This is a genomic window from Candidatus Eisenbacteria bacterium (genome assembly GCA_016867715.1).
Classification (GTDB): Bacteria; Orphanbacterota; Orphanbacteria; order Orphanbacterales; family Orphanbacteraceae; genus VGIW01.
In genome coordinates this window covers 1-20552 of sequence record VGIW01000034.1, presented here as the reverse complement: position 1 = coordinate 20552, position 20552 = coordinate 1, and the positions used below count along the sequence as shown (strand labels likewise).

The following is a 20552-nucleotide window of genomic DNA, read 5'->3' as shown; positions in this document are numbered from 1 at the left end:
GCGCGGCTCAGCTCTTCAAGATCTTCTCGACCTCCTCCCCATCCGCGTCCATCACGTACTCGAGCCCGCTCACCCTTGCCGCCTCCGGCGTGAGCGCCACGAGATCGTCCCTCGAGATGTGCTCCAGGGAGAACTTCCGCGCGCCGCACATGATCTGCCGGAGCCCCTGCGCGAGCCGCTCGTAGTACGTGTAGAGCCCGATCGCTCCGGTCGGCAGCTTCTCGAACTCGTCGTCTCCGAGTTCCTTTCGGAGATCGGCCGCCGTAACGAAGATCTCGTCCTTCGTGTTGCCGAAGCGCTCGACGTAGACGGGGACCTGGTTCTCCTCGATCGCCCGTCCCAACGTCTTCCCCACCATGACCGCGGCGATCGGCGAGCGCGCCATCCCGACGAGCTTCACGAACGGCGCGCCGAGGGCCAGGCCCTTGAAGATGGCGTCCTCGAACGTGAACCCGCTGGCCACCGCGAGAGCGGGAAGGTGTTCCTTCTTGGCGGCGAGCTTCGAGGCGTACTGGTAGAGAAGCGAGTGCAGCTCGACGGGGGGAATGCCCCATTCGTTCATCATGCGCCACGGGCTCATCCCGGTTCCGCCTCCGGCCGCGTCGACCGTGAGGAGATCCAGCTTGAACTTGGAGGCGAACTTGATCGCCCGCGCGAGATCGGCCGGACGATACGCGCCGGTCTTCAGGAAGATGTACTTGGCGCCGGCCTTGCGGAGCTCCTCGACTCGCTTCCCGAACGATTCCTCCTCGACCATGCCGACTCGGGAATGCCGCTCGAACTCCTTGAACGATCCGCGCTCGAACGCCTTGATGACGAGGGGATCGGTCGGGTTCGGAAGGACGACGTAGCCGCGCTCGTGAAGCATCTGCGCCTTCTTGAGATTGCGGATCTTGACCTCTCCACCGATGTTCTTCGCCCCCTGCCCCCACTTGAGCTCCACGATCTGGACACCGAGCTCCCGAATCGCGTATTCCTGCGCGCCGAGACGCGTGTCCTCCACGTTCGCCTGCACGATGATGGCGCCGTAGCCGTCGCGCTGGTGATCCTGGTAGAGGCGCACACGCCGTTTGAGATCCACCGTGTCGACGACCCGTCCGTTCTTGATCACCGACTCGGGATCCATCCCGGCGACGTTCTCACCGATGGTAAGGCCCGTTCCGGCGATCGCCGAACCGATCGCCAACCCGTCCCAGTTGTTCTTCGCCACGTCGGTGGAGCCGATCCCCGGGATGATCCACGGATAGCGGAACTTGATCCCCCGGTCGTGCCCGAAGACCACCTCGAGGCTGACGTTCGGGAAGATCGCCTTGTCGCTGTCCGCCTCGATCCCGTGGGCGCCCACCGCGGTCCCCATAATGTTGAAGTGCGAATAATCGACCGGATAGAACTTCTCGGCCGCCGTCGTGATGACGCCGAAGGGCTGCGGGTAGATCACCTCATGCCCCCGGTACGCGGACTTGCCGATCTCGCACATCCCGATGCACCCGTCCACGCAGGTCACGCACATGCCCGAGGAGGGAGTGATCGACTCCTCCGTCCTGTTCTTCGTCAGCGTCGCGGCGGACGAGTTGATCCTAGAGAGTGTCTTCGATTGCATCTCCTGCTCCCTTTCTTTCCTTCTCTCGGCCGGTTTCCGGTTTCTTGGACGCCGCGGTGATTTCGCAGGCAACGCAAGGTTCCATGTAGCACATCATGTCATCGAAAGGCCCTTTATCGATACAGGGAGGACTCAAGTTCGCGCACCCGCCGCAGATCGCCTTGTCCGGATCGGTATACGTGCAGCGGAGCTGGCAGGCCGGGCAGACGTAGATGCATCCCCCGCACAGCCGGCAAACCTCGGATCGAATGTCGAACGGCGTTCCGATGGTGCGGCCTTCGCCGCGGCCGCGGAAACCGATCGCTCCCGCCACCATTTGTTCCTGGCACATCCGCACGCACAGCCCGCACAGGATGCAGTCCTCATGTTCCTGCCGGAAACGCTGCCGGCGGATGTTGTGCGCGGAAGCCAGATCTTGGATGACCTTCGACTGCGGACAAGAGGCCAAGAGAAGCTCGAGGATGATCTTTCGGGCCCGCAAGACGCGGGCCGACGACGTTCTCACCTTCAGCCCCTCCTCGGCCAGGTAGGTACAGGAGGTAACCAGCTTCGCTCTCGGACCCTCGCCGATCTCGACCACGCAAAGCCGGCACGCTCCGTACGGCGAAAGCCCCTCCATGTGGCACAAGGTCGGTATCGGAAAGCCGTAGAAACGGGAAACCTCCAGGAGGGTCGTGCCCTTCTCCACCGATACCGACAAGCCGTTGATGTTCAGCGTGATCACGCGTATTGCCTCCTGGCTTCGGACACCGATTCCTCCTCCTCCTTCGGCCGAGTGAACTCGAGGTCGCAGCGAAGACACCGACACGCCTCGCGGCGCGCTTCCTCCGCGGAGAGCGACACCTCCACCTCGGCGAAGTTTCTCTTCCGCCATTCCGCGGCCGCGCGAGGCGTCTCCGTCCGTCCGCCCTCCTCCGCGTCCTCTCCGGCGGGAGTTGCCGGCTCGATGTAGATGCTCGGAAGGACCGGCAGCGCGGGCTCGAGAAGGTCCGCGCCCCGAACATAGCGATCGATCATGACCGCCGCCTTCTTCCCCGCGGCGATGGCCTCCACCACGGTGTTCGGTCCGGTCACGAGATCGCCCGCAGCGAAGACGCCGGACCGGTTGGTGAGGAGCGTTTTCGAATCGACGCGCACCGTGTTCCTCTTGGTGATCTCCACTCCGCTCGAAAGAGCGGGGGAGATCGTGTCGGCACCCGAGTCCTCGCCGATGGCGACGACTAGGGTATCCAAAGCGATCGTGTGCTCGGTTCCTGGAAGAGGAACCGGGCGCCGCCTCCCGCTCGAGTCGACTTCCCCGAGCTCGTTTCGAACGCACTCGACGCCCGTGAGCCGGCCGCTTTCCGAAAGCACCCGACAAGGCGTGACGAGCGTCTGGATCGCGATTCCTTCTTGCTCAGCCGCCTCGATCTCCTCCGCGAACGCGGGCATCTCGTCTCGCGTTCGCCGGTAGAGAATCGTGACGCTGTCGACGCCGTCCAATCGGAGCGCCGTTCGGGCGGCGTCCACTGCGGAGTTCCCTCCGCCGATCACGCCGACGCGGCCCTTCGCCGGCTTCGCCCCGTGCAGGTTGAAGGCCTTCAAGAACTCGATCGACGGATAGACGCCCGCGACGTTCTCGCCTTCCAGTCGAAGGGGAACGCTCCTGTGCGCGCCGATCGCGAGAAGCACGGCACTGTAGCCGTCCTTGATCAGCCCGTCCACGTCGATGTCGCGCCCGAGAGCGACCCCGCACTCGATGCGGATGTTCTCATTGAGGAGCGCGTGGATCTCCTTCTCGATGACCTCCCTCGGCAGGCGGTAGGGCGGGATCGCGCAGTAGAGCATGCCGCCCGGCCTGTCTTCCGCCTCGTACACGGTGACCTTGTAGCCTCGGAGAGAGAGATAGTGGGCGGCGGTGATCCCGGCGGGACCGGAGCCGACGATGGCGACGCGGGGCGGTTCGCCCTTCTCCCAAGCCGCCGGAGCCGGCCTGCAGATCGAAGGGTCGGTGCGATCGGTGATGAAGCGCTTCAGGGCGCGGATCGCCACCGCATCCCCCCCGGTCGCGCCCGCCACGCACCGTTCCTCGCACGGATGGTGGCAAACTCGCGCGCAGACCGAAGGGAACGGGTTCGTTTCCCGGATCGCGCGGTAGGCTTCCTCGTACTCGCCGCGGCCGATGTGCGCGACATAGCGCCAAGCCTCCGTCCCGAGAGGACACGCGGCCTGGCAAGGAGCCCCGACGAGCGGCCGGCAGACGAACGCGTCGCACTTTTTGTCGACGACATGCCGCAGGTATTCCTCGCGGAAGTACCGGAGCGTGCTGAGCACCGGGTTCGGCGCCGTCTGTCCGAGCCCGCACATCGTGGTGTCCTTCACCACGTGCGCCAACTCCTCCAGAAGGTCGAGGTGTTCGAGCGTTCCCTTTCCCGAGGCGATGTCCTCGAGAATCTCGTGCATCCGCTGCGTCCCCTTGCGGCACGTGAAGCACTTCCCGCACGATTCATCCTTCAGGAAGCTCATGAAGTACTTCGCCACATCGACCATGCACGTGTTCTCGTCCATGACGATCATCCCGCCGGATCCCATGATGGTCCCCGCATCCGCCAGGCTGTCGTAGTCGATGGGGAGGTCGAACTTGTCCGCGGGAATGCAACCGCCCGACGGTCCTCCCGTCTGAACGGCCTTGATCTTCGCCCTGCCGGAAGGTCCCCCTCCGATCTCGTAGACGATCGTCCGGATCGTGGTTCCCATCGGGACTTCCACGAGACCCGTGTTCTTGATCTTTCCGACGAGGCTGAAGATCTTCGTTCCGGAATTGCCTTTGGTGCCGATCTTCGCGAACTCATCGGCCCCGCGCCTGAGGATGAGGGGGATGTTCGCCCAGGTCTCGACGTTGTTGATCGCGGTCGGCCTCCCGTCGATGCCTCTCTGAACAGGGAACGGCGGCCGCTGGCGGGGCTCGCCGATCTTTCCCTCGATCGATCGGATCAGCGCGGTTTCTTCTCCGCACACGAATGCGCCCGCTCCCTTGACGATGTCGATGTCGAACGAGAACGCCGCGCCCAGGATCTCCTTGCCCAAGAGCCCGTATTCGCGGGCTTGCCGGAGTGCGATGACCAGATGCTTGATCGCGAGCGGGTATTCGTTTCGCACATAGACGATCCCCTTCGTGGCCCCCGTTCCGTAGGCCCCGATGATCATCCCCTCGATGATGCTGTGGGGATTCCCCTCGAGGATGCTCCGGTCCATGTAGGCGCCCGGATCCCCCTCGTCGGCGTTGCACACGAGGTACTTGCCGCCGCCGGCCGGCTCTGCCGCGAGCAGCTCCCATTTTCTCCCCGTGGGAAACCCGCCGCCCCCTCGCCCGCGGAGCCCCGACTTCTTGACTTCCTCCACCACCCACTGCGGGCTCCCGCTCGCCAGCACCTTCTCGAGAGCGGCGTATCCTTCCTCCCTGATGTAGTTGTTGATTCGAATCGGATCGACCTTCTGCCCGATCCCCAGAAGACTCCGTTGCTGATGCTTGAAGAACGGAATGTCCTCCCGACGGAAGTACTTCTGGCCCGATTGGGGATCGTGGTAGACCAGGTCATCAATGCGCTCCCCCGCAAGGGCGGCATCGATGATCCGCGGGACATCCTCCAATCGGACCTGCGAGTAGAACACATCGGATGGTTCCACGAGCACGAACGGACCCATCTCGCAGAAGCCGTGGCACCCCGTGATCGACAGAGCGATCTTGTCTTGGATCCCCCGCGACATGATGGCGCGTTTGGCCACCCGTATGATGCCGTTCGAGCCGCTCGCCTGGCACGCGGTCCCGGCGCACACGACCACGCGAGGCTTCTTCTCATCCGCGTCGTGGCGGAGGATTTCGCGCAGTCTCTTGAGCTCATCGATCGAGGCCAATCTCGGCATGCTGCCACCTCCGCCGGCCGGCGATCGCCCGCCGGGTTCCGTCAGATCAGATCGAACATATGGTTCTTGCAGCCGCGGCGCGAACAGATCTGGAGCATCCCGCCTCCGCGCACGATCATCGCCACCATCGGCGCGCCGCAATCCGTGCAGAGCGTCGCGCCCGCGATCTCCGCATGACAATGCGGACAGAAGAAGTTCACGATCGTGTCCTTCGGAATCGGGTCCTCCGATTCGACCGAGTAGCTGCCGTAGAGACTCGACAGCCTCAGCCACCCATGCTTGTCGGCGAAGGCCACTGTCACTCGAATCGACGGATGCCCGTCGAGAAGTCTCTCGGGATCCATGAAGCTGTGGTTGCACCGCGGGCAGCTGGTCTCGAGCGGGAAGACGCGAATGTCTGTCTGGGCGTCGACCGCGTCCAAACCGGTCTTGGTCTTGTCGATGATCGACCGCACCTTGGACGCGTTCACCTTCGAGAAGTAATGGCCGTCGACAACGGCGACCGGGCCGAGAGCGCACGCCCCGAGACAGTTCACCGTATGGAGCGTGAACTCCTTGTCCGCTGTTGTGTCGCCGGCCTTGACGTTCAGATGCTCCTCGAACTCCCGGGCGACCGCCTGCGCGCCGCGCACATGGCACGCGGTTCCGAGGCAGACCGAAAGGAGGTGTTTCCCCCGCGGCTTCAGGCTGAACGATTTGTAGAAGGTCGCCACGCCGTAGATGTCGACGAGGGGACGGCCTGTCCGTTCGGCGGTCAGGTTGAGCGCGTGCCGCGGAAGATAGCCGTACTTCGCCTGAACCGCCTCGAGGATCGAGATGATCCCCCCGTGCGACGATCCGAACTTGTCGATGATCCCCGCGAGCGCGCTCGGGTGAATCCCCTCGAACTCGTCGCACTCGAAGCGCGGGGAACCGAACGACTTCAAGTACTCGCAGGTCTCCAGATGGAGACACGTCGCGCACAACCCTTCCATCTTGTCGGAAAGGAGCGCCTCCTCGCCTTTCTCCGCTCGGTTCATTTCAGCAGTACTCCTCGCAGTGCCACACGCCTCCCTCCGGCTTGGGATAGGTGCAGGTCGCGCGGATCGCGCAGTTCTTGCAGAGGCCCTTGTATTCGGTTTCCGCTCCTTGCGGGCATGGCGGACGAGCCTCTTTCTCTTCTTTCGACGAAGAACCCTCGAGGAACCCCACGCGCTCCTCCACACAGCCCAACACTCCTTCGTGCTCGTCGCAGTACAAGAGAGGAGGGCCGAAAAGCTTCAGGTAAGAACATGTCTCGGCGTTGTCGCAGGTCGAGCAGATCCCCAGAGGACGAGATGTCTCCATCGAGTCTTCCGCATCCTTCGGCCGGCCGCCGGCGCGGGACCGGCGACCGGAGGGGACCGCGATCCCCGTTCTCTTTCGCGGACCTACCGAAACTCCTCGCAGAACCACACCCCCTCTGCCGACTTCGGGTAGGTGCATCCTTCCAGCCGCACGCACGTCCGGCAAAGCCCCTTCATCTCCCCCACCGGCCAAGCGCTCTCCGGGGCCTCGATCGAGGCGAGAGACGGCGCGACTCGGGACTTCTCCGCGGCCGGGAGGCTCTCGCCGTAGCCGTCGAACTCCTCGCAGAAGCGGACCGGGAGACCGGGGCTTCTCGGGAACGTGCATGTGGCCGCGCTCGCGCAGGTGGCGCAGAGGCCGCTCCCGCCGAGGACCGGTCGTTCCTCGCGAACCTCTCGTTTTCCTCGCGCGGCGGGGCTCCTTCGCGTCTTCGTCTTCGGGATCTTCGTCTTCGTGGGAGACATCTTCCTCACCTCCGGTTTTGTCATCCGGGCCGATCCCGCGCGGGTCCGGCCTCGGCCGATGAATAGGGCAAGGGGTATGCCAGCCGTTCGCCGCCGCACCTCGCCGCGACGCGAAACAACAAAGCGCCATAACGTATTGTTTTACATGGTGTTATGAGATCGAACGAACAGAGGAACGGGAACACGACGGGGCTATGGGAGCCCCCTCCGGAAGGCTGGGCCGGGGAGATCCTCCCCGCCGGGACGCATCGCCCCGCTCAATGGTGAAAGGACCTTTGAGGGAAGACGGTGTCCGCCTCCCCGGCGGCTACGTGGCTTCGTGCTTCTTCTGCTTCTCCCGCAGCGTCTTGCGGTCGATGCCGAGGATCTCCGCCGCTCGGGTCTTGTTTCCCCCGACGCTCGCCAGGACGTTCCGGATATGCTCCGCCTCGACCTCCGCCAGGGTCCGATCCACGCCGGACCCGCGCACCGCCGAGAATCGGAGATAGGAAGGGAGAACGGGGACGTCGATCACATCCCCCTCGGTCATCACCACCAGCCGTTGCACGAGGTTCTCCAGCTCCCGCACGTTCCCCGGCCAGTGATACCTCTTCATCACGCGGAGCGCCCCGTCGGTGAAGCGCGGAACCGGCTGGTTCAACTCCTTCGAGAACTTTGTGCCGAAATGGTTGATGAGAAGAAGAATGTCATCCCCTCTCTCGCGCAGCGGCGGAACGGTGATCGTGATGACGTTCAGACGGTAGAAGAGATCCTCGCGGAAAGAACCTTTCTTCACCAGCGCGAGCAGGTTCTTGTTCGTGGCCGCGATGATCGCGACATCGACCTTCCTCGGGCGGCTGGTGCCGACCATGCAGATCTCCTTGGTCTGCAACACGCGGAGCAGCTTCACCTGCATCGACGCGCTCGTCTCGCTGATCTCGTCGAGAAAGATCGTTCCTCCCTCGGCGGTCGCGAAGAAACCCGCCCGCGACTCGGACGCGCCCGTGAACGCTCCCTTCACGTAGCCGAAGAGCTCGCTCTCGAGGAGCCCTTCCGGGATCCCGCCGCAGTTCACCGGAACGAACGGCGCCGAGGCCCTCGGGCTCTCGTAGTGGATCGCCCGGGCGACGAGCTCCTTCCCGGTTCCGCTCTCTCCGGCGATGAGAACCGTCGCGGGGGTCCTTGAGGCTTTAACGATCGAGTGGCACACCCGAGCCATCACCTCCGACTCCCCGATGAGCCCTTGGGGACCGGCCGGCTTCGCGCCCCCGCCCGCATGCACGCCCTTTCGCGTGCGGAGCCGGTCGAGCCCGCGGCGCACGGCCGCGAGGAGCTCTTCGTCGGTGAACGGCTTGGCGAGATACTCGGCCGCCCCCGCCTTCATCGCCTCGACCGCCCCCTCGACCGTGGCGTATCCGGTGATCATCACGATCTCGGTGTCGGCGAAGTTCTCCCGGACGTGCCGGACAAGGTCCGTTCCGGTGATCTTGGGCATTTTGTAGTCCGTGATGACGAGGTCGACGGGCGTTTCCTCGAGAATCCGGATCGCCTCCTCGACCCCCGAGGCCGAGAAGACCAAGTAACCCTGTGCGGCGAGGTTTCTCCCGAGCACCTCGACCGTGACCGGCGAGTCGTCGACCACGAGAATCGTCTCTCTCTTCTCCGGCTCCGGCATCCTACGCATCCTCCCTCGGGGGCTCCGGCCGCGCCGCCGGCAGACGAACCTCGAATCGGGACCCTTCTCCCACCCGGCTGAAGACATCGATTCGGCCCTGATGGCCCGCCACGATTCCTTGAACGACCGGCAGGCCGAGTCCCGTCCCCTCATCGACATCCTTGGTCGTGAAGAAGGGGATGAAGATCTTCTCCATCGTCTCCTCGCTCATTCCGATTCCGGTGTCCTCGACGACGAGGCGGACTTGATCGCCTTCGTTGAGCGTGCGGACCGTCAAGCGGCCGCCGTCCGGCATCGCCTGCAGCGCGTTGACCACGAGGTTGACCAGAATCTGGCTCATCTGCGCGGGGTCGGCCTCGATCCGAGGGAGATTCGGCGCAAGCTCGCGCACGAGCTCCACGCCGGCCTTCGAGCATCGCGCCTCGAGGAAGTAGAGGCCCTTCTCGACGACTTCGTTCAGGTCGACCCTTCCGCTCGTGACCGGCGTCTGTCGCGCGAACGTCATCAGCTTCCGAATCACTTCCCTCGAATGAAGACACGCGTCCACGATCTTTCGGAGATCCCCCGCAAGATCGCTCGGAAGGGCCGCGCTCTTTTCCGCGAGCTGGGCGAGGCCCAGGATGTTCCCGAGAGGCTCGTTCAGCTCATGCGCCACGTGCGCCGCGAGCTGTCCGATCGTGGCCAGACGGTCCGCGTGCCGAAGCTGCTCGTGCAGCTTCGTCCTTTCCTCCTCGGCCTGCTTGCGCTCGACGATCAGCGCCGTCTGCCGCGCCACCGCGTCGATCAGCACGCGCTCCTCCCGAAGAAAAGGCCCTTCGTCGAGCTCCGGTTTCCTCACCGCGTAGGCGACCTGCACGAAGCCCCTGCTCTGCCCCCCGATCATGATCGACGCGGTCAGGCTCTGCCCTTCCTCGGGGAACCCTGGGGTGAAATAGACGCGCCCGTCCAGAACGACTCGAGCGAACGCGATGACCGGGTACTGCCAAGCGGGAGGAAGGAGATCGACGATTCCCCGAAGGATGTCCGCGAGCGAGATGCCGGGCGTCGCGGCGAGATTCGCGATTGCGTAGAGGCAGGTCAGCTCCTTGAGCCGCTCCCTGAGCGCGGCCTGCGTGCGCTGACCGGCGAGGGCGATGCCGAGGTTTCGCGCGAAGCGCGTGTAAAGGTCGACCGTCTCTTGATCGAAGAAGCCCCCGCGCTCGCTCTTGAGGACGAGGAAGCCGGTGTCCTTGTCCGCGACCGGAAGAGGAACGATCGCGATCGAGCGGAAGCGGCCTCCCGAAGCGAACCGGCGAATGCGCGCCTTCTCATCCTCCTTGCCCGCCTCGGCGAGATCCGCTTCCGCGTCGCCGGTCCAGAAGACGCTCCCCGCGAAGAACGCCCGATGCTCCTTGCGAAGAGGAGCCATGTGAATCCGGAACGACTCCCCTGCTCCCCGCTGGGACTCGCCGGAGACGTGGCTGCCGTCCTCTCCGAGCCACAACTCGACCTCTCCGCATCCGGAGAAGTCGATCAGGCTCCGGATCACTTCGTGAAGGAAATCGCTCCTCGAGATCGGGCGGTTCGCCTTCTGAAGAATTCGATGCGACAAGTCGCGGAATTCCTTCGCCGTCCGCGGGCCTTCGGGCCTCTGGAGACTTTCTCTTGCCGACTTGCCGCGGCCGTTCTTCGCTTCCATCTCCATCCCGCCGTCTCCCGCGGACCGCTCGCCGGCTCCCGACATCGAAGCCGCTGCGGACGCGCGAGCGGTTCCTGGATCCTTTCGCGGTCGAGAATATCACGCGAGCTCGGGCCCGGCCAAGGGAGTCGCTCCCTCTCTCCGGGGGCGGACGTACGCTCCGCGAGGATTGCGCCCGCGGGCTCGATCCGCTAGTCTCGTGAAAGGAGGAGGCGCGTCCGCATGAAGATCACGATCGAGTACTGCGTGGTTTGAAAGTACGGCCCTCGCGCCGCCGGTCTGGCGAAGCGCATCGAGAAGGAACTCGGAATCAAGCCGAAGCTGATCGAGGGGAGCGGCGGGATCTTCGACATCCACGCCGACGAGAAGGAGATCTACGCGAAGTCGAAGACCGGAAGCTTTCCTAGCGACGAGGACGTGATCGCGCGCCTGAAGCGCGTGAAGGTCGGGTAGAACTGCTTTTCCCTCTCAGGATTTTCGTGGAGCCCGGGTTGCGCGCGCGTTTCCGTCGCGAGGATGCGGAGCGTGAGCCGAGAGGCCGACCTGGACGAGCCGCTCCCGGAAGCGTAGCCCCATCGCTACGCTCTAGGAAGCGGCGACGGAAGGGAGGCCTCTTGAGGCCACGATTCGCAGCCGCAGTAGGAAACGCGCGCGCAATCCGGGCTCGGTCAGTCCATCCGATCCGCCACGTGGACCGTGAGGTCCGCGAGCCGGTTCGTGTAGCTCCCGTACTCGTTGTCGTACCACCCGAAGATCTTCGCGTGGGTCACGGGAATCCGGACGACCTTCTCCGGAAGCATCCGCAGGACCTCGGGTTTCATGCCGGGGAGACTCTCCATGTCGATGTGCACGAAGCCGGTCCTCGTGTGCGTCTCGAACCCCTCGATGACGACCGCCGCGTCCTCTCCGATCATGTCGGTCGAGACGTTCTGATCCATCGAGAGCTTGAGGAGCCCCTTCTGCTGCTTCTCCGACGCGCGCCGATACAGATCGAGAAGCGCCTCGCGGTTGAAGATCGGCTGTCCCTCCTCGTCCAGTTCCGAGCGCAAGGTCACGTTCAAGATGATGAGCGAGGCGGTCGTCGTCGGCACCCGCACCGAATCCGCCATAAAGCCGATCTCGCGCACGACGGGGATCACCTTTTCCAGCGCGGCGGCGGCGTTCGTCGAGGTCAGGATGATGTTGTTCAGGATGCTTCGCGTCTTTCTGAGGTCCTTCGCGTCCGCCTTCGGCACGTTGTCGAGCACCGCTTGCGTGTTCGTCACGGCGTGGATCGTCGACATCGACGCGGTGAGAATCGTCCGGACCGAGTAAGCATCGATCAAGGTCTTCATCATGTGGGCGAGCGCGGTCGTCGTGCAGGACGCGGCGGAGATCAGGTGGTGCCTCGCCGGGTCATACGCCTCGTGGTTCACCCCGTAGATGAGAACCACGGCGTCGTCCTTTGTCGCCTCCCCCTTCTTCGTCTTGAAGTCGGCGCTGTTCAGGACCTTCTCCGCGCCGCCTGCGAAGTGACCCCGGAGCGACCCCTTATCTTCGTCCTCCCCGCGGTTCGGATCGTTGAACTTCCCCGTGCAGTCGACGACGACGCGCGCCCCGTGCTCCCGCCAGGGGATGTTGGCGGGGTTCCTCTCTTTTCGGAGTACCGCGACCGGCATGCCGTCTATGCGAAGCAGCGACTTCCCCCGATCCTCGATCTTCACGCACGGCTCGCCCTTTCGCCCATGAAGGAAGTAGTGGAGCGGTCCGTAGGTCGAGTCCTTCTCGATCGTGTGGCAGAAGCCCTCGAGGTCCTTTCCGACCTCCCGCCCCTGGTTCACGACGATCGCGTCGAAGTGCTTCCGTCCCACGTGGTGCCACAACGTCAACTTGCCGATTCGACCGAGAGAGTTGATCCCGAGCACCTTTCTTCCTCGCAACGAGCGCCTCCCTTCCGCGCGGGCGGACGCCGGGCCGCCCATCGTCCCGCCGCCGTCAGATCTCCGTGATCCTCCGGGTTTGTTTGACGTCGTGTCGGCCCGCGTAGACCGAACCGTCGAATCCGTTGATGCTTATAAAATCGCCGCTTCGTATTTCCTTGTCACCGGCGGTCGTCTTCCCCGCCCGCTCGTCGACGTGAAGGGCGCGGCATCCCACTACGCAGGTTCTTCCGACGCGCTGGGCGGCGACCGCCGCGTGGCTCGTGGCGCCGCCGCGCGACGTGAGAAGGCCGTCCGCGAGGAAGATCATGTGCATGTCCTCGGGCACCGTGTTCGGACGAATCAGGATGATCTTGCTGTCCGGATGCCGCTTCCACAGCTCGTTGATGTCCTTCTCGTTGTGGGCGACGCGGCCCGAGAGCGCGCCGCCGCCGACGCCGATCCCTTGCGCGAGATAGCTCTTCTCCAGCTCCGGGGTGGGGACGAAGGTGGTGATCATGCTCGATTCGGCGGTGATGATATCGCGCGCTTGGAGGATGTAGAGCGAGGCCGCGTCGCGATCCTCGAACGTGAACTCGATCTCTTGATGGTTGAACCCTCGGACAAGCACGAGATCCTTGGAAACTCGGAGCAGCTCGCCGTAGATCTCCGGAAAACGCGACTCGAGGGAGAGCGGCGCTCTCTGGCCCGCCATCTTCCGCTGTTCCTCGGAGATCGGAAAGGTCTCGACGACCCCGCGGACGACGTCCTCCCCCTGGCTCCGGAAGACGAAGTCCCCGTAGAGCGAGACCCCGGAGCTCTTCTTCCTCGGGTTTCTGGTGAAGACGACGCCGGTCCCCGAACGGTCGTCCAGGTTGCCGTACACCATCGCCTGTACGAGGACCGCCGTCCCCCAATCGTCCGCGATCTTCATCTCCTTGCGGTAGAGCTTGGCCCGATCCGCGTCCCACGACTGGATCACGCGTTGCATGCAGTGACGGAGCTGAAGGAGAGGGTCCTCCACGATCCGCACGCCGTGGTCGAAGATCGCCTGACGGCACGCGAGGGCGACGGTCCGGATCTGGCTCTCGGTGAACGAGGCCTTCTTCTCCACCGAGAAGCGCTGCTTGTGCTCCTCGAAGAGACGATCGAACACTTCCTGGGGCACCCCGTAGGAGAGCCCCCAGAGTTGAAGGAAGCGCCGGTAACTGTCCCACGCCGCCCAAGCGAAACGGGGCCTCCGGGCGAGCCCCTCGGCGATCTCCTCGTTAATGCCGACGTTAAGGAACGTGTCGAGGATTCCGGGCATGGAGATCGCGGAGCCGCTTCGCACCGAAAGAAGCAGCGGATTGGACGGATCGCCGAACCTCCGCCCCGTCTGGCGCTCGACTCCCCGCAGATGCCGCTCCATGATCGCGAGACTGTGCTTCCTCAGATCGCGAAACGCGACGAGCATTTCCCAAGTTCGGTAGACCTCGGTCGTGACGACGAACCCGGCGGGAATCGGGTAGTCGAATCCGGCCATCCTTCTCAAGAACGACGCCTTCTGCCCGCAGAGAATCGGATCGGGCTGCATGTCGTTCCGCGAAAAGAGCGGCATGTAGCACTTGTCGACATCGTAGCTCATCAAGAGGTTGCGTAGCGGCTTGCTGAACGTCTCGGCCTCGTACGCGAGGGTCGAGAGAATGCGGCCGATCAAGTTGTCGAGCGCCTGAAGCGCGAAACACGAGCTCATCTGGTCGCGGAGGAAAGCCTCGAGTTTGATGTGCATCCGTTCGCGGTCCGGCCTCGATTCCGGCGATTGGGGGAGATAATGCGGCACGATCCGCTCCGCGTCGGTTTCATACACGGAGACGATTGCCTCCCGAACGATCTCGCGGAGCGTTCGGGATACAAACTGAAAAATATTGATGTATTGATCGATCGTGAGGTTCCCGAGCTTGAGCCCGCTTTCAAGCATCTCGATCCGCGCGCCGAGCCCGCGCCCGGAAATCCCGTCCACCCAGAGCGCCCTCTGAAAGAGAACGAGCCACTTCGTGATCCTGCGGAGCCCCCTCGCGGTGAGGTACTGGAGGTTCTCCGCTTCGGCCAGCTCCTCGAAGAGGACCGTCGCGAGGCTCTCGATGCGATAGGAAAGCCCGAGAGCCTCGAGCTTCCGGTTGAGAAACCTCCCGTACATCGACGGGATGCCCGCCGCGATGTGTCTCTTGTGGTAGATGTCCTCGCGCGATTCGGCGGGCGTCGGATCGAGCAGGATCTTCTTCAGCCCCTCGAGGATCTCGACCAGCGTTTCGAGCGCGGGAAGGTGCTGCCCCGCGTTCAGGCTTTCTTCCAGCGCCTCGACTTCCCTCGGATCGACGAGCGACGCGGCCTTCAGGGCGTCCAGAACTCCTCGGGGACCGATGTGGTACTTCTGATCGAGAAGCTGATAGAGACGAATCGCGAGCACCGCCTTCTCCCGCGTCTCTTCCGGGAGCTCGCCGCACGCCGCGACGATCCGACTCGTTTCCTCCTCGCTCTTCGACAGGAGAGACTCGGGGAAGCCCTCCACCTGCTCCGCGAGGGGGACGAACACGCGGGCCATCTCCTCGCGCGCCTCGGTCTCCTCGAGGACGTGGCCGAAGACCTCGGGGGGGAGATACGCCTTCAGGAGCTCCGCCTCGCCGGTCGCCCAGTAGCGGAGCAGCGCCTCGCTGAAACCGATGAGGCGATACGAGCTCTCCACGTGGCACTGCTTGCGCAGGAAATGCGCGACCGAATCCCGGCGGCGCCCGATCTCGTCCACGCGGGTGGAGACGCTTCGGAGCTGCCCCTCCGCGCCGATCTCGACGAAGTAGATGGGGAAGAGCCGGCCGAGCTGCTTCACGAGGCTGAAGACCGGGCGGATGTCGGCGTTGAGGAGATTGGCCATGTCCTTCTGGAACAGGTCGGTATCGCTGATGAAGATCCCGCCGAGCCGAAGATGGAAGACGAGACCGGCAAGGAGACGCTTCATGCGCAAAGGATCGAGTGCGATCAAGTCGACCCACATGCGGATGTTCTTCACGTGCGCGGGGTTCGTCTCGAACTGCCAGAGCTCGTTCACGCCCCGAATCTCGGGCGTCTCGAACCCGTGGTCGAGTATGCGGTCGATCACCTTCTGGACGAGCCGGTCGTCCTTGGAAAGAAGGACCTCCTTCGCCACCGTGTGGATGCAGTCGAGGACGGTCGTGTCGTGCAGCAGCCAGCCGCGTCCGAAGCTGTCGAACACGGCGTCGATGAAGCGGTCGGCGTGCGGCCGTTCCTCGAGGCGAAGCGCGCGCGACAAGGCCCGGTTCACCGAGCGCAGAGCCGGCTCCCGCACTTGCCGCAGCTGGGGCGAATCGAGGATCTTGAGGAGAAAGAGGACCTTCCCCGTGTAACCCTCCCATCCCTCCCGCGCCCGTTCGATTTCGTCGGCCGCTTGGAGGTAGAGACTCTCGATCCCCGTCTGATCCGGGAGGTCCTCGGCGTCCTCGACGAGCGCCTCCTCCCCGGAGCGGGCGGCGAGACGATCGACCGACGCCCTGAGGCTCTCGTGCGAGAGTCTCCGGAGAGAGGGAAGATCCGCGAGGGCGCTTCCGTCGACCCATGCGATCGGATCGGGCCGAGCGAGCCACATCCGATACGTCTCGCCGAGAGCCTTTTCCGTCGCGGAGAGGACGAGGCCGCGGTCGAGGCCGGGGTCGTGTTCGCGCGCGCTCCGCGCGGCCCTCCGCGCCGCGCCGGAGAGACGAGCCGCGTCGTCCGGGTTCTCCTCGAACAAAGTCCCGAGCTTTCGGAAAGCCTCTTCCAGAACGGGACGGTTCCGCTCCAGCTGCGGCCCCGACTCCTCGAACACCTTCTCGAGATAGCGGAGAAGCGAGCGGAGGGCTTCCACACGAAGATCCGCCGACGCGCTCTTCTCGGCGGCCGCGAAGAAGATCCCGACGATCACGCGGATCGCCTCGTGCCCGTTCTCGTAGGAGTTATGGTAGTAGAAGCTGCCGGTCGCATAGGGGCCGAGCTCGCCGATCACGTGCGGCCAGTTCACATAGGGATGGTTGACCTCTTCAAGAAGAGCCCGGGTCTTCTCGTGGACACCGACCGACCCACGGGTTGCGTCGAGAAGCGCCCCTTGCTCGGGCGGGATCTCCACCTTGGTGGAGGTCCGCTGGAGGTTGATCTCGAGAGCGCTGGGACCGTTCTTTCGGGATTCCATATCGGGTTGATTCGGTTCGAGTTCCGCCGCAAGGCCTGGGCTGTGCACGCGTTTTCGTCGCGAGGACGCGGAGCGCAAGCCGAGAGGCCGACCTGGACGAGCCGCTCCCGGAAACGTAGTCTCGGCACTACGTTGAGGAAGCGGCGACAGAAGGGAGGCCTCGCAGGCCGCGATCCGCAGCCGCAGTAGAAGACGTGTGCATAGCCCAGGCTGACCCCTTCGCGCCCGAAGATAGCACCAAGGAGAAGGCCTCCGCAAGGCGAGTCTCCGCTCCCTCGGAGGATCGGCATTTTTCTCCCGAACGTAAGGGTCCCGGACCTCTCCGGTCCGGGACCCCGCGTCGGATCGTGATCGCTGTCGGGCCGATTCTATCGGACGAGAAGCGCGCGCTCCGTTTCGCTCCGGCCGCCGGATGTCGCGCGCACGAGGTACAGGCCGCTTGCCGCGGCGGCGCCGTCCTCGCCCCTGCCGTCCCACGGGACTTCCGTCCACCCCGCGCTCGAGGAGCGTCCATCAAGAACGCGCGTGAGACGGCCGGTCACGTCGAAGATCTCCACCGTGTAAGGCCCTGCCTTGGGAGCGAAGAACTTCACCGTCGTGGTCGGGTTGAACGGGTTCGGTGCGATCGAGAGGTCGAGCGACGAGGGGGCCGGAACCCGATCCTCGGCGAGCGCCACGTCGGTGCTCGTCGAGCGGATGAGGGTCATCTTGTACCGCTGGATCTGGCTCCCCGATCCCGCCTTCCGGAAGACCTTGATCATGTAGTCGCCTGCTGAAGGGAGCGGGAAGTCGGTGAGAACCTCGGTCCCTCCCTTCCCCACCGCGTAGACGCTGTCGAGGAGGACCGTCCCGGTTCCGTTGTAGAGGCAGAAGTCCAGATCCAGGATCGAATCGGTGGCGATCCAGCTCTGGCCTCCACCCTCGTTCCCGATATTGTAGCCCGAGCCGATCGGGTCGACCCAAACCGTCAGGGCGCCGCTCGCGTTGAAGAGGAACCAGTCGACGTCGGTGTTGCGATCGATCGAGAGCGTGTCGACGACCATCGTGTCGACGAGCGCGCCGAGGGCGTTCGCCGTCGCGGGCGTATCGTCGTTCTCCCGCTTGTCGCCGTAGAGCCTCTGTCCGCCGCGGATGTCGTCGTCTTGCGGTCCGATGAAGATCGCTCCGCAGGCGTACGCCTCCATCAGCTTCGTGCAGTCTTCGGGAATCACGTGCCCGAGCCCCATCCCGTGGCCGTGCTCGTGCATCACGACGTTTCTCAAGTTGGCGAAGTTCCCGGTCGGGACGTAGTAGTAGTACACGTCGTCCGTGTCGAGGACCATGTCGCCGCCGTTCGGGTAGTAGTTGTAGGCGAGGACATTCCCCGAGCCGTCGATCGAACGGCCGGAAAGCCGAACGTCGCCGCGGAGGCCGAGGGCGCCGGGCGAGTTCGGGAGAGAGGCGCCGTCGTCCGAAACCTCGATGTAGGTCGTGCCGAGCACGTCATCCCACTTGTCGAAGGCGTTCCGGATCTTCGTCTGCCAGCCCGTGCTCCCCCAGACCGCGTTGAAGACCGCGAAGAGATTGCTCGGACCGCCGTCCGCGTTCGTCCCGTCGGGGACGAAACTCCAGGTCAGCGTGATCGGGTTCCCCTCGGTTCCCGTGCTCCCATCGGTCGCGGTGTACGTCCAGCGCCCCGCGTTATTGTAAGTCTCCTTTCCCATCGCGAGAGAAGGGACGTACGTCGGAAGATTGCGCAGGATCTCCTCGGCCGTCGCCGGGTCGGTGTCCGGATGCAAACAGAGCGAGACCCCGGGGCCCTCGATGCACGAGAGACCGCTCGCGATCTGGTTCACGCAGACGATCGTCGCTTCCTTCACGATCCGATCGAACGGGTCCTGCGAGTTCCAAAGATCGGCGAACTCCGCGGACGGCGGCGCCTGGTCGCCCGGAAGCAACAGGAAGACGGGAACCGCGAGGAGGGCGGCCGCTCCGAGGAACAGGCCGGTCCGACGTTTGCTGACGAGCTTCATGCCTCTTTCTCCTTGAGGGAGCCGACGGTTCGGTTGTCGGGAACGGGAGACCTACCAACCACACGGAACAATCCGTAACGCAAATGATTATACACGCTCACGGGGGACTTGTCCACAGGGGAATCGCGGCCCGGATACCGCCCGAAGGCCTTCCCGGGGGCCTCCTGCCGCTCGGGGGCTTTCCTACCCGATCCCGGTCTCCTCGTTGAACGCCTCGATCGCCCGGTCCCAGGCATCGGCGAAGGCGTAGATTTCGCTCCAGAAGTCCGGGTCCCAGAGGCGCCGAAGATCCTCGGCGGTCTTCCCCTGCTGCTCCACCCACGTGAAATACTTGAGGTTGTGGATGCGCTTCCGGTCGTGGGTGCCGAGCTCCCGCATGTGATCCACGCCGATCCCCTGGAGATACCTCGCGGAGATCCGCGCCGCCTCGCCCGCTCCGAGCTCGCCCCATCGCTCCCGCATCTCCTGAAGCCGCGAATAATAAAGCTCCGAGGAGTCGGTGAGGGGGATCACGAGGACGTCCCGTTCGTCCATCTCGTAGTACCGAGCGGTCTTGATCGCTGCGACGAGATTGCAGATGCTCGAGATCCCGAGGAGCGGAAGCGCGCGGACCGGATCCTCGGAAACTCCTTCACGAATCAAGAATTTTGCGCCCTCCGGTTCGTTGAAAAGACGCAGAAGCGCGAGGCACGCCGCGTCGTCGATCGCGGAGACGAGGTCGGTGTTCCGCACGTTGTGGATCCACGGAACGTGCTTGTCCCCGATCCCCTCGATGCCGTGCTCGCCGAACCCGTTCTCGAGGAGGGTGGGGCACTGGAGCGCCTCCGCGGCGACGATGCGAAGGCCGGGGAACCGCGTGCGGAGGTAATCCCCCGCGGCGATCGTCCCGGCGGAGCCGGTCGCGCTGACGAACGCCGCGAGACGCGCGCGCGGGCCGCCGACGCGGCGGAACGTCTCTTCCGCGAACGGGCCGGTCTGGTGGTAGTGCCAGATCGAGTTCCCGAACTCATCGAACTGGTTGAAGATCACGCAATCGGGCCTCGTCGCGCGGATCTCCTTGCACTTGTCGAAGATCTCCTTGACGTTCGACTCGGAACCCGGGGTCGCGATCACCTCCGCTCCGATCGAGCGGAGCCAATCGAAGCGCTCGCGGCTCATCCCCTCGGGGAGAATCGCGACGGCGTCGCACGCCAGAAGCGCGCAGTCGAACGCCCCTCCGCGGCAGTAGTTCCCGGTCGACGGCCAAACCGCCTTCTGCCTTGTCGGATCGAAGGAGCCGTTCACGAGGCGAGGGACGAGGCATCCGAAACCGGCGCCGACCTTGTGCGAACCGGTGGGAAACCAGCGCCCGACGAGACCGACGATGCGCGCCCGAACCCCGGTGAGCGCCTCCGGAAACTCGATCCAGTTCCCCTCACCGAAAAGCCCCGTCTTCGGATCGTTCTTCCACGTGATGCGGTAGAGGTTCGCCGGATCGATGTCGTCGAGCCCGACCTTCGGAAGCCTCTCGCGCACTGAGACCGGAATCCTCTCCGGATTCCGCATCTCCGCGAGAGTCGGTATGCGGATTCCCCTCTCGCGGCATCTCCGCACCGTGTTCCTGCGCACCGCTTGGTCGATCGGGCCGATGATGTCCACGAGGCCTCCCCTTCAATCAGACCGGATGGGCGACAACGGAACGAGAATAAGCGGACATCCGCGGAAAGAGAAGAGCGAAGAGAGCGTGCATGCCATGCGCCCCGCAGGGCGCCGGCGGAGAGGAAATCCGTTGCGAGGCCTGTCTCCGCAAAATGAAGGG

Annotated in this window: 14 protein-coding genes; 1 reads left to right on the top strand and 13 read right to left on the bottom strand. The window is 64.4% G+C overall.

The genetic code is table 11. The annotated features are described in order from the left end of the window. Positions 1–7 precede the first annotated feature (7 nt). The 9 genes from FJY73_07700 to FJY73_07660 all read right to left on the bottom strand — a co-directional run bounded on the left by FJY73_07700 (position 8) and on the right by FJY73_07660 (position 10978). The gene (locus tag FJY73_07700) at positions 8–1600 is read right to left on the bottom strand and encodes an FMN-binding glutamate synthase family protein (GenBank protein ID MBM3320544.1); all 1593 of its coding nucleotides are present in this window, start codon (positions 1598–1600) and stop codon (positions 8–10) included. Continuing rightward, positions 1578–2324 carry a (2Fe-2S)-binding protein gene (locus FJY73_07695; GenBank protein MBM3320543.1) on the bottom strand — a complete coding sequence of 249 codons (747 nt, stop codon included), beginning with the start codon at positions 2322–2324 and terminating at the stop codon, positions 1578–1580. Before FJY73_07695 ends, FJY73_07700 begins: the two co-directional genes overlap by 23 nt. Then, positions 2321–5503, bottom strand: coding sequence for an FAD-dependent oxidoreductase (locus FJY73_07690; protein MBM3320542.1), 3183 nt, complete (start codon positions 5501–5503; stop codon positions 2321–2323). Before FJY73_07690 ends, FJY73_07695 begins: the two co-directional genes overlap by 4 nt. Positions 5504–5544: 41 nt before the next feature. After that, positions 5545–6522, bottom strand: a complete 978-nt coding sequence (locus tag FJY73_07685; GenBank protein ID MBM3320541.1) for an NAD(P)H-dependent oxidoreductase subunit E — start codon at positions 6520–6522, stop codon at positions 5545–5547. 1 nt (position 6523) lies between these two features. Next, the gene (locus FJY73_07680; GenBank protein MBM3320540.1) at positions 6524–6829 is read right to left on the bottom strand and encodes a hypothetical protein; all 306 of its coding nucleotides are present in this window, start codon (positions 6827–6829) and stop codon (positions 6524–6526) included. An 83-nt stretch (positions 6830–6912) separates the two neighbouring features. Further along, positions 6913–7293, bottom strand: a complete 381-nt coding sequence (locus FJY73_07675) for a hypothetical protein (GenBank protein ID MBM3320539.1) — start codon at positions 7291–7293, stop codon at positions 6913–6915. A gap of 307 nt (positions 7294–7600) precedes the next feature. Next, a complete protein-coding gene (locus FJY73_07670; GenBank protein MBM3320538.1) occupies positions 7601–8947 on the bottom strand; it encodes a sigma-54-dependent Fis family transcriptional regulator in 1347 nt (448 codons plus the stop codon). Position 8948: 1 nt separating this feature from the next. After that, entirely contained in the window at positions 8949–10538 is a 1590-nt protein-coding gene (locus FJY73_07665; protein MBM3320537.1) for a GAF domain-containing protein, read from the bottom strand. A gap of 278 nt (positions 10539–10816) precedes the next feature. Further along, complete coding sequence (locus tag FJY73_07660; protein MBM3320536.1) at positions 10817–10978, bottom strand: hypothetical protein; 162 nt, start codon at positions 10976–10978, stop codon at positions 10817–10819. Here FJY73_07660 and FJY73_07655 point away from each other — a divergent pair. Then, positions 10905–11078: an Rdx family protein gene (locus FJY73_07655; protein ID MBM3320535.1), complete on the top strand. Its 174-nt coding sequence runs from the start codon at positions 10905–10907 to the stop codon at positions 11076–11078. The genes FJY73_07660 and FJY73_07655 overlap by 74 nt on opposite strands. Positions 11079–11293: 215 nt before the next feature. Here FJY73_07655 and FJY73_07650 read toward each other — a convergent pair whose 3' ends face one another. The 4 genes from FJY73_07650 to FJY73_07635 all read right to left on the bottom strand — a co-directional run bounded on the left by FJY73_07650 (position 11294) and on the right by FJY73_07635 (position 20392). Continuing rightward, the gene (locus tag FJY73_07650; GenBank protein MBM3320534.1) at positions 11294–12586 is read right to left on the bottom strand and encodes a glyceraldehyde-3-phosphate dehydrogenase; all 1293 of its coding nucleotides are present in this window, start codon (positions 12584–12586) and stop codon (positions 11294–11296) included. A gap of 13 nt (positions 12587–12599) precedes the next feature. Further along, positions 12600–16742 (bottom strand): hypothetical protein, encoded by a 4143-nt coding sequence (locus FJY73_07645; protein ID MBM3320533.1) that lies wholly within the window; start codon positions 16740–16742, stop codon positions 12600–12602. 368 nt (positions 16743–17110) lie between these two features. Beyond that, positions 17111–18754, bottom strand: a complete 1644-nt coding sequence (locus FJY73_07640; GenBank protein MBM3320532.1) for a matrixin family metalloprotease — start codon at positions 18752–18754, stop codon at positions 17111–17113. Between the two features lie 183 nt (positions 18755–18937). Further along, the gene (locus FJY73_07635) at positions 18938–20392 is read right to left on the bottom strand and encodes a pyridoxal-phosphate dependent enzyme (protein MBM3320531.1); all 1455 of its coding nucleotides are present in this window, start codon (positions 20390–20392) and stop codon (positions 18938–18940) included. Between the last annotated feature and the right edge of the window lie 160 nt (positions 20393–20552).

What these genes read in the sequence shown, in the direction of transcription:
- FJY73_07690 (MBM3320542.1), bottom strand. Translation starts at nt 5,503, where the DNA reads ATGCCGAGATTGGCCTCGATCGATGAGCTCAAGAGACTGCGCGAAATC.
- FJY73_07685 (MBM3320541.1), bottom strand. Translation starts at nt 6,522, where the DNA reads ATGAACCGAGCGGAGAAAGGCGAGGAGGCGCTCCTTTCCGACAAGATG.
- FJY73_07645 (MBM3320533.1), bottom strand. Translation starts at nt 16,742, where the DNA reads ATGGAATCCCGAAAGAACGGTCCCAGCGCTCTCGAGATCAACCTCCAG.
- FJY73_07650 (MBM3320534.1), bottom strand. Translation starts at nt 12,586, where the DNA reads ATGGGCGGCCCGGCGTCCGCCCGCGCGGAAGGGAGGCGCTCGTTGCGA.
- FJY73_07675 (MBM3320539.1), bottom strand. Translation starts at nt 7,293, where the DNA reads ATGTCTCCCACGAAGACGAAGATCCCGAAGACGAAGACGCGAAGGAGC.
- FJY73_07670 (MBM3320538.1), bottom strand. Translation starts at nt 8,947, where the DNA reads ATGCCGGAGCCGGAGAAGAGAGAGACGATTCTCGTGGTCGACGACTCG.
- FJY73_07660 (MBM3320536.1), bottom strand. Translation starts at nt 10,978, where the DNA reads ATGTCGAAGATCCCGCCGCTCCCCTCGATCAGCTTCGGCTTGATTCCG.
- FJY73_07680 (MBM3320540.1), bottom strand. Translation starts at nt 6,829, where the DNA reads ATGGAGACATCTCGTCCTCTGGGGATCTGCTCGACCTGCGACAACGCC.
- FJY73_07700 (MBM3320544.1), bottom strand. Translation starts at nt 1,600, where the DNA reads ATGCAATCGAAGACACTCTCTAGGATCAACTCGTCCGCCGCGACGCTG.
- FJY73_07640 (MBM3320532.1), bottom strand. Translation starts at nt 18,754, where the DNA reads ATGAAGCTCGTCAGCAAACGTCGGACCGGCCTGTTCCTCGGAGCGGCC.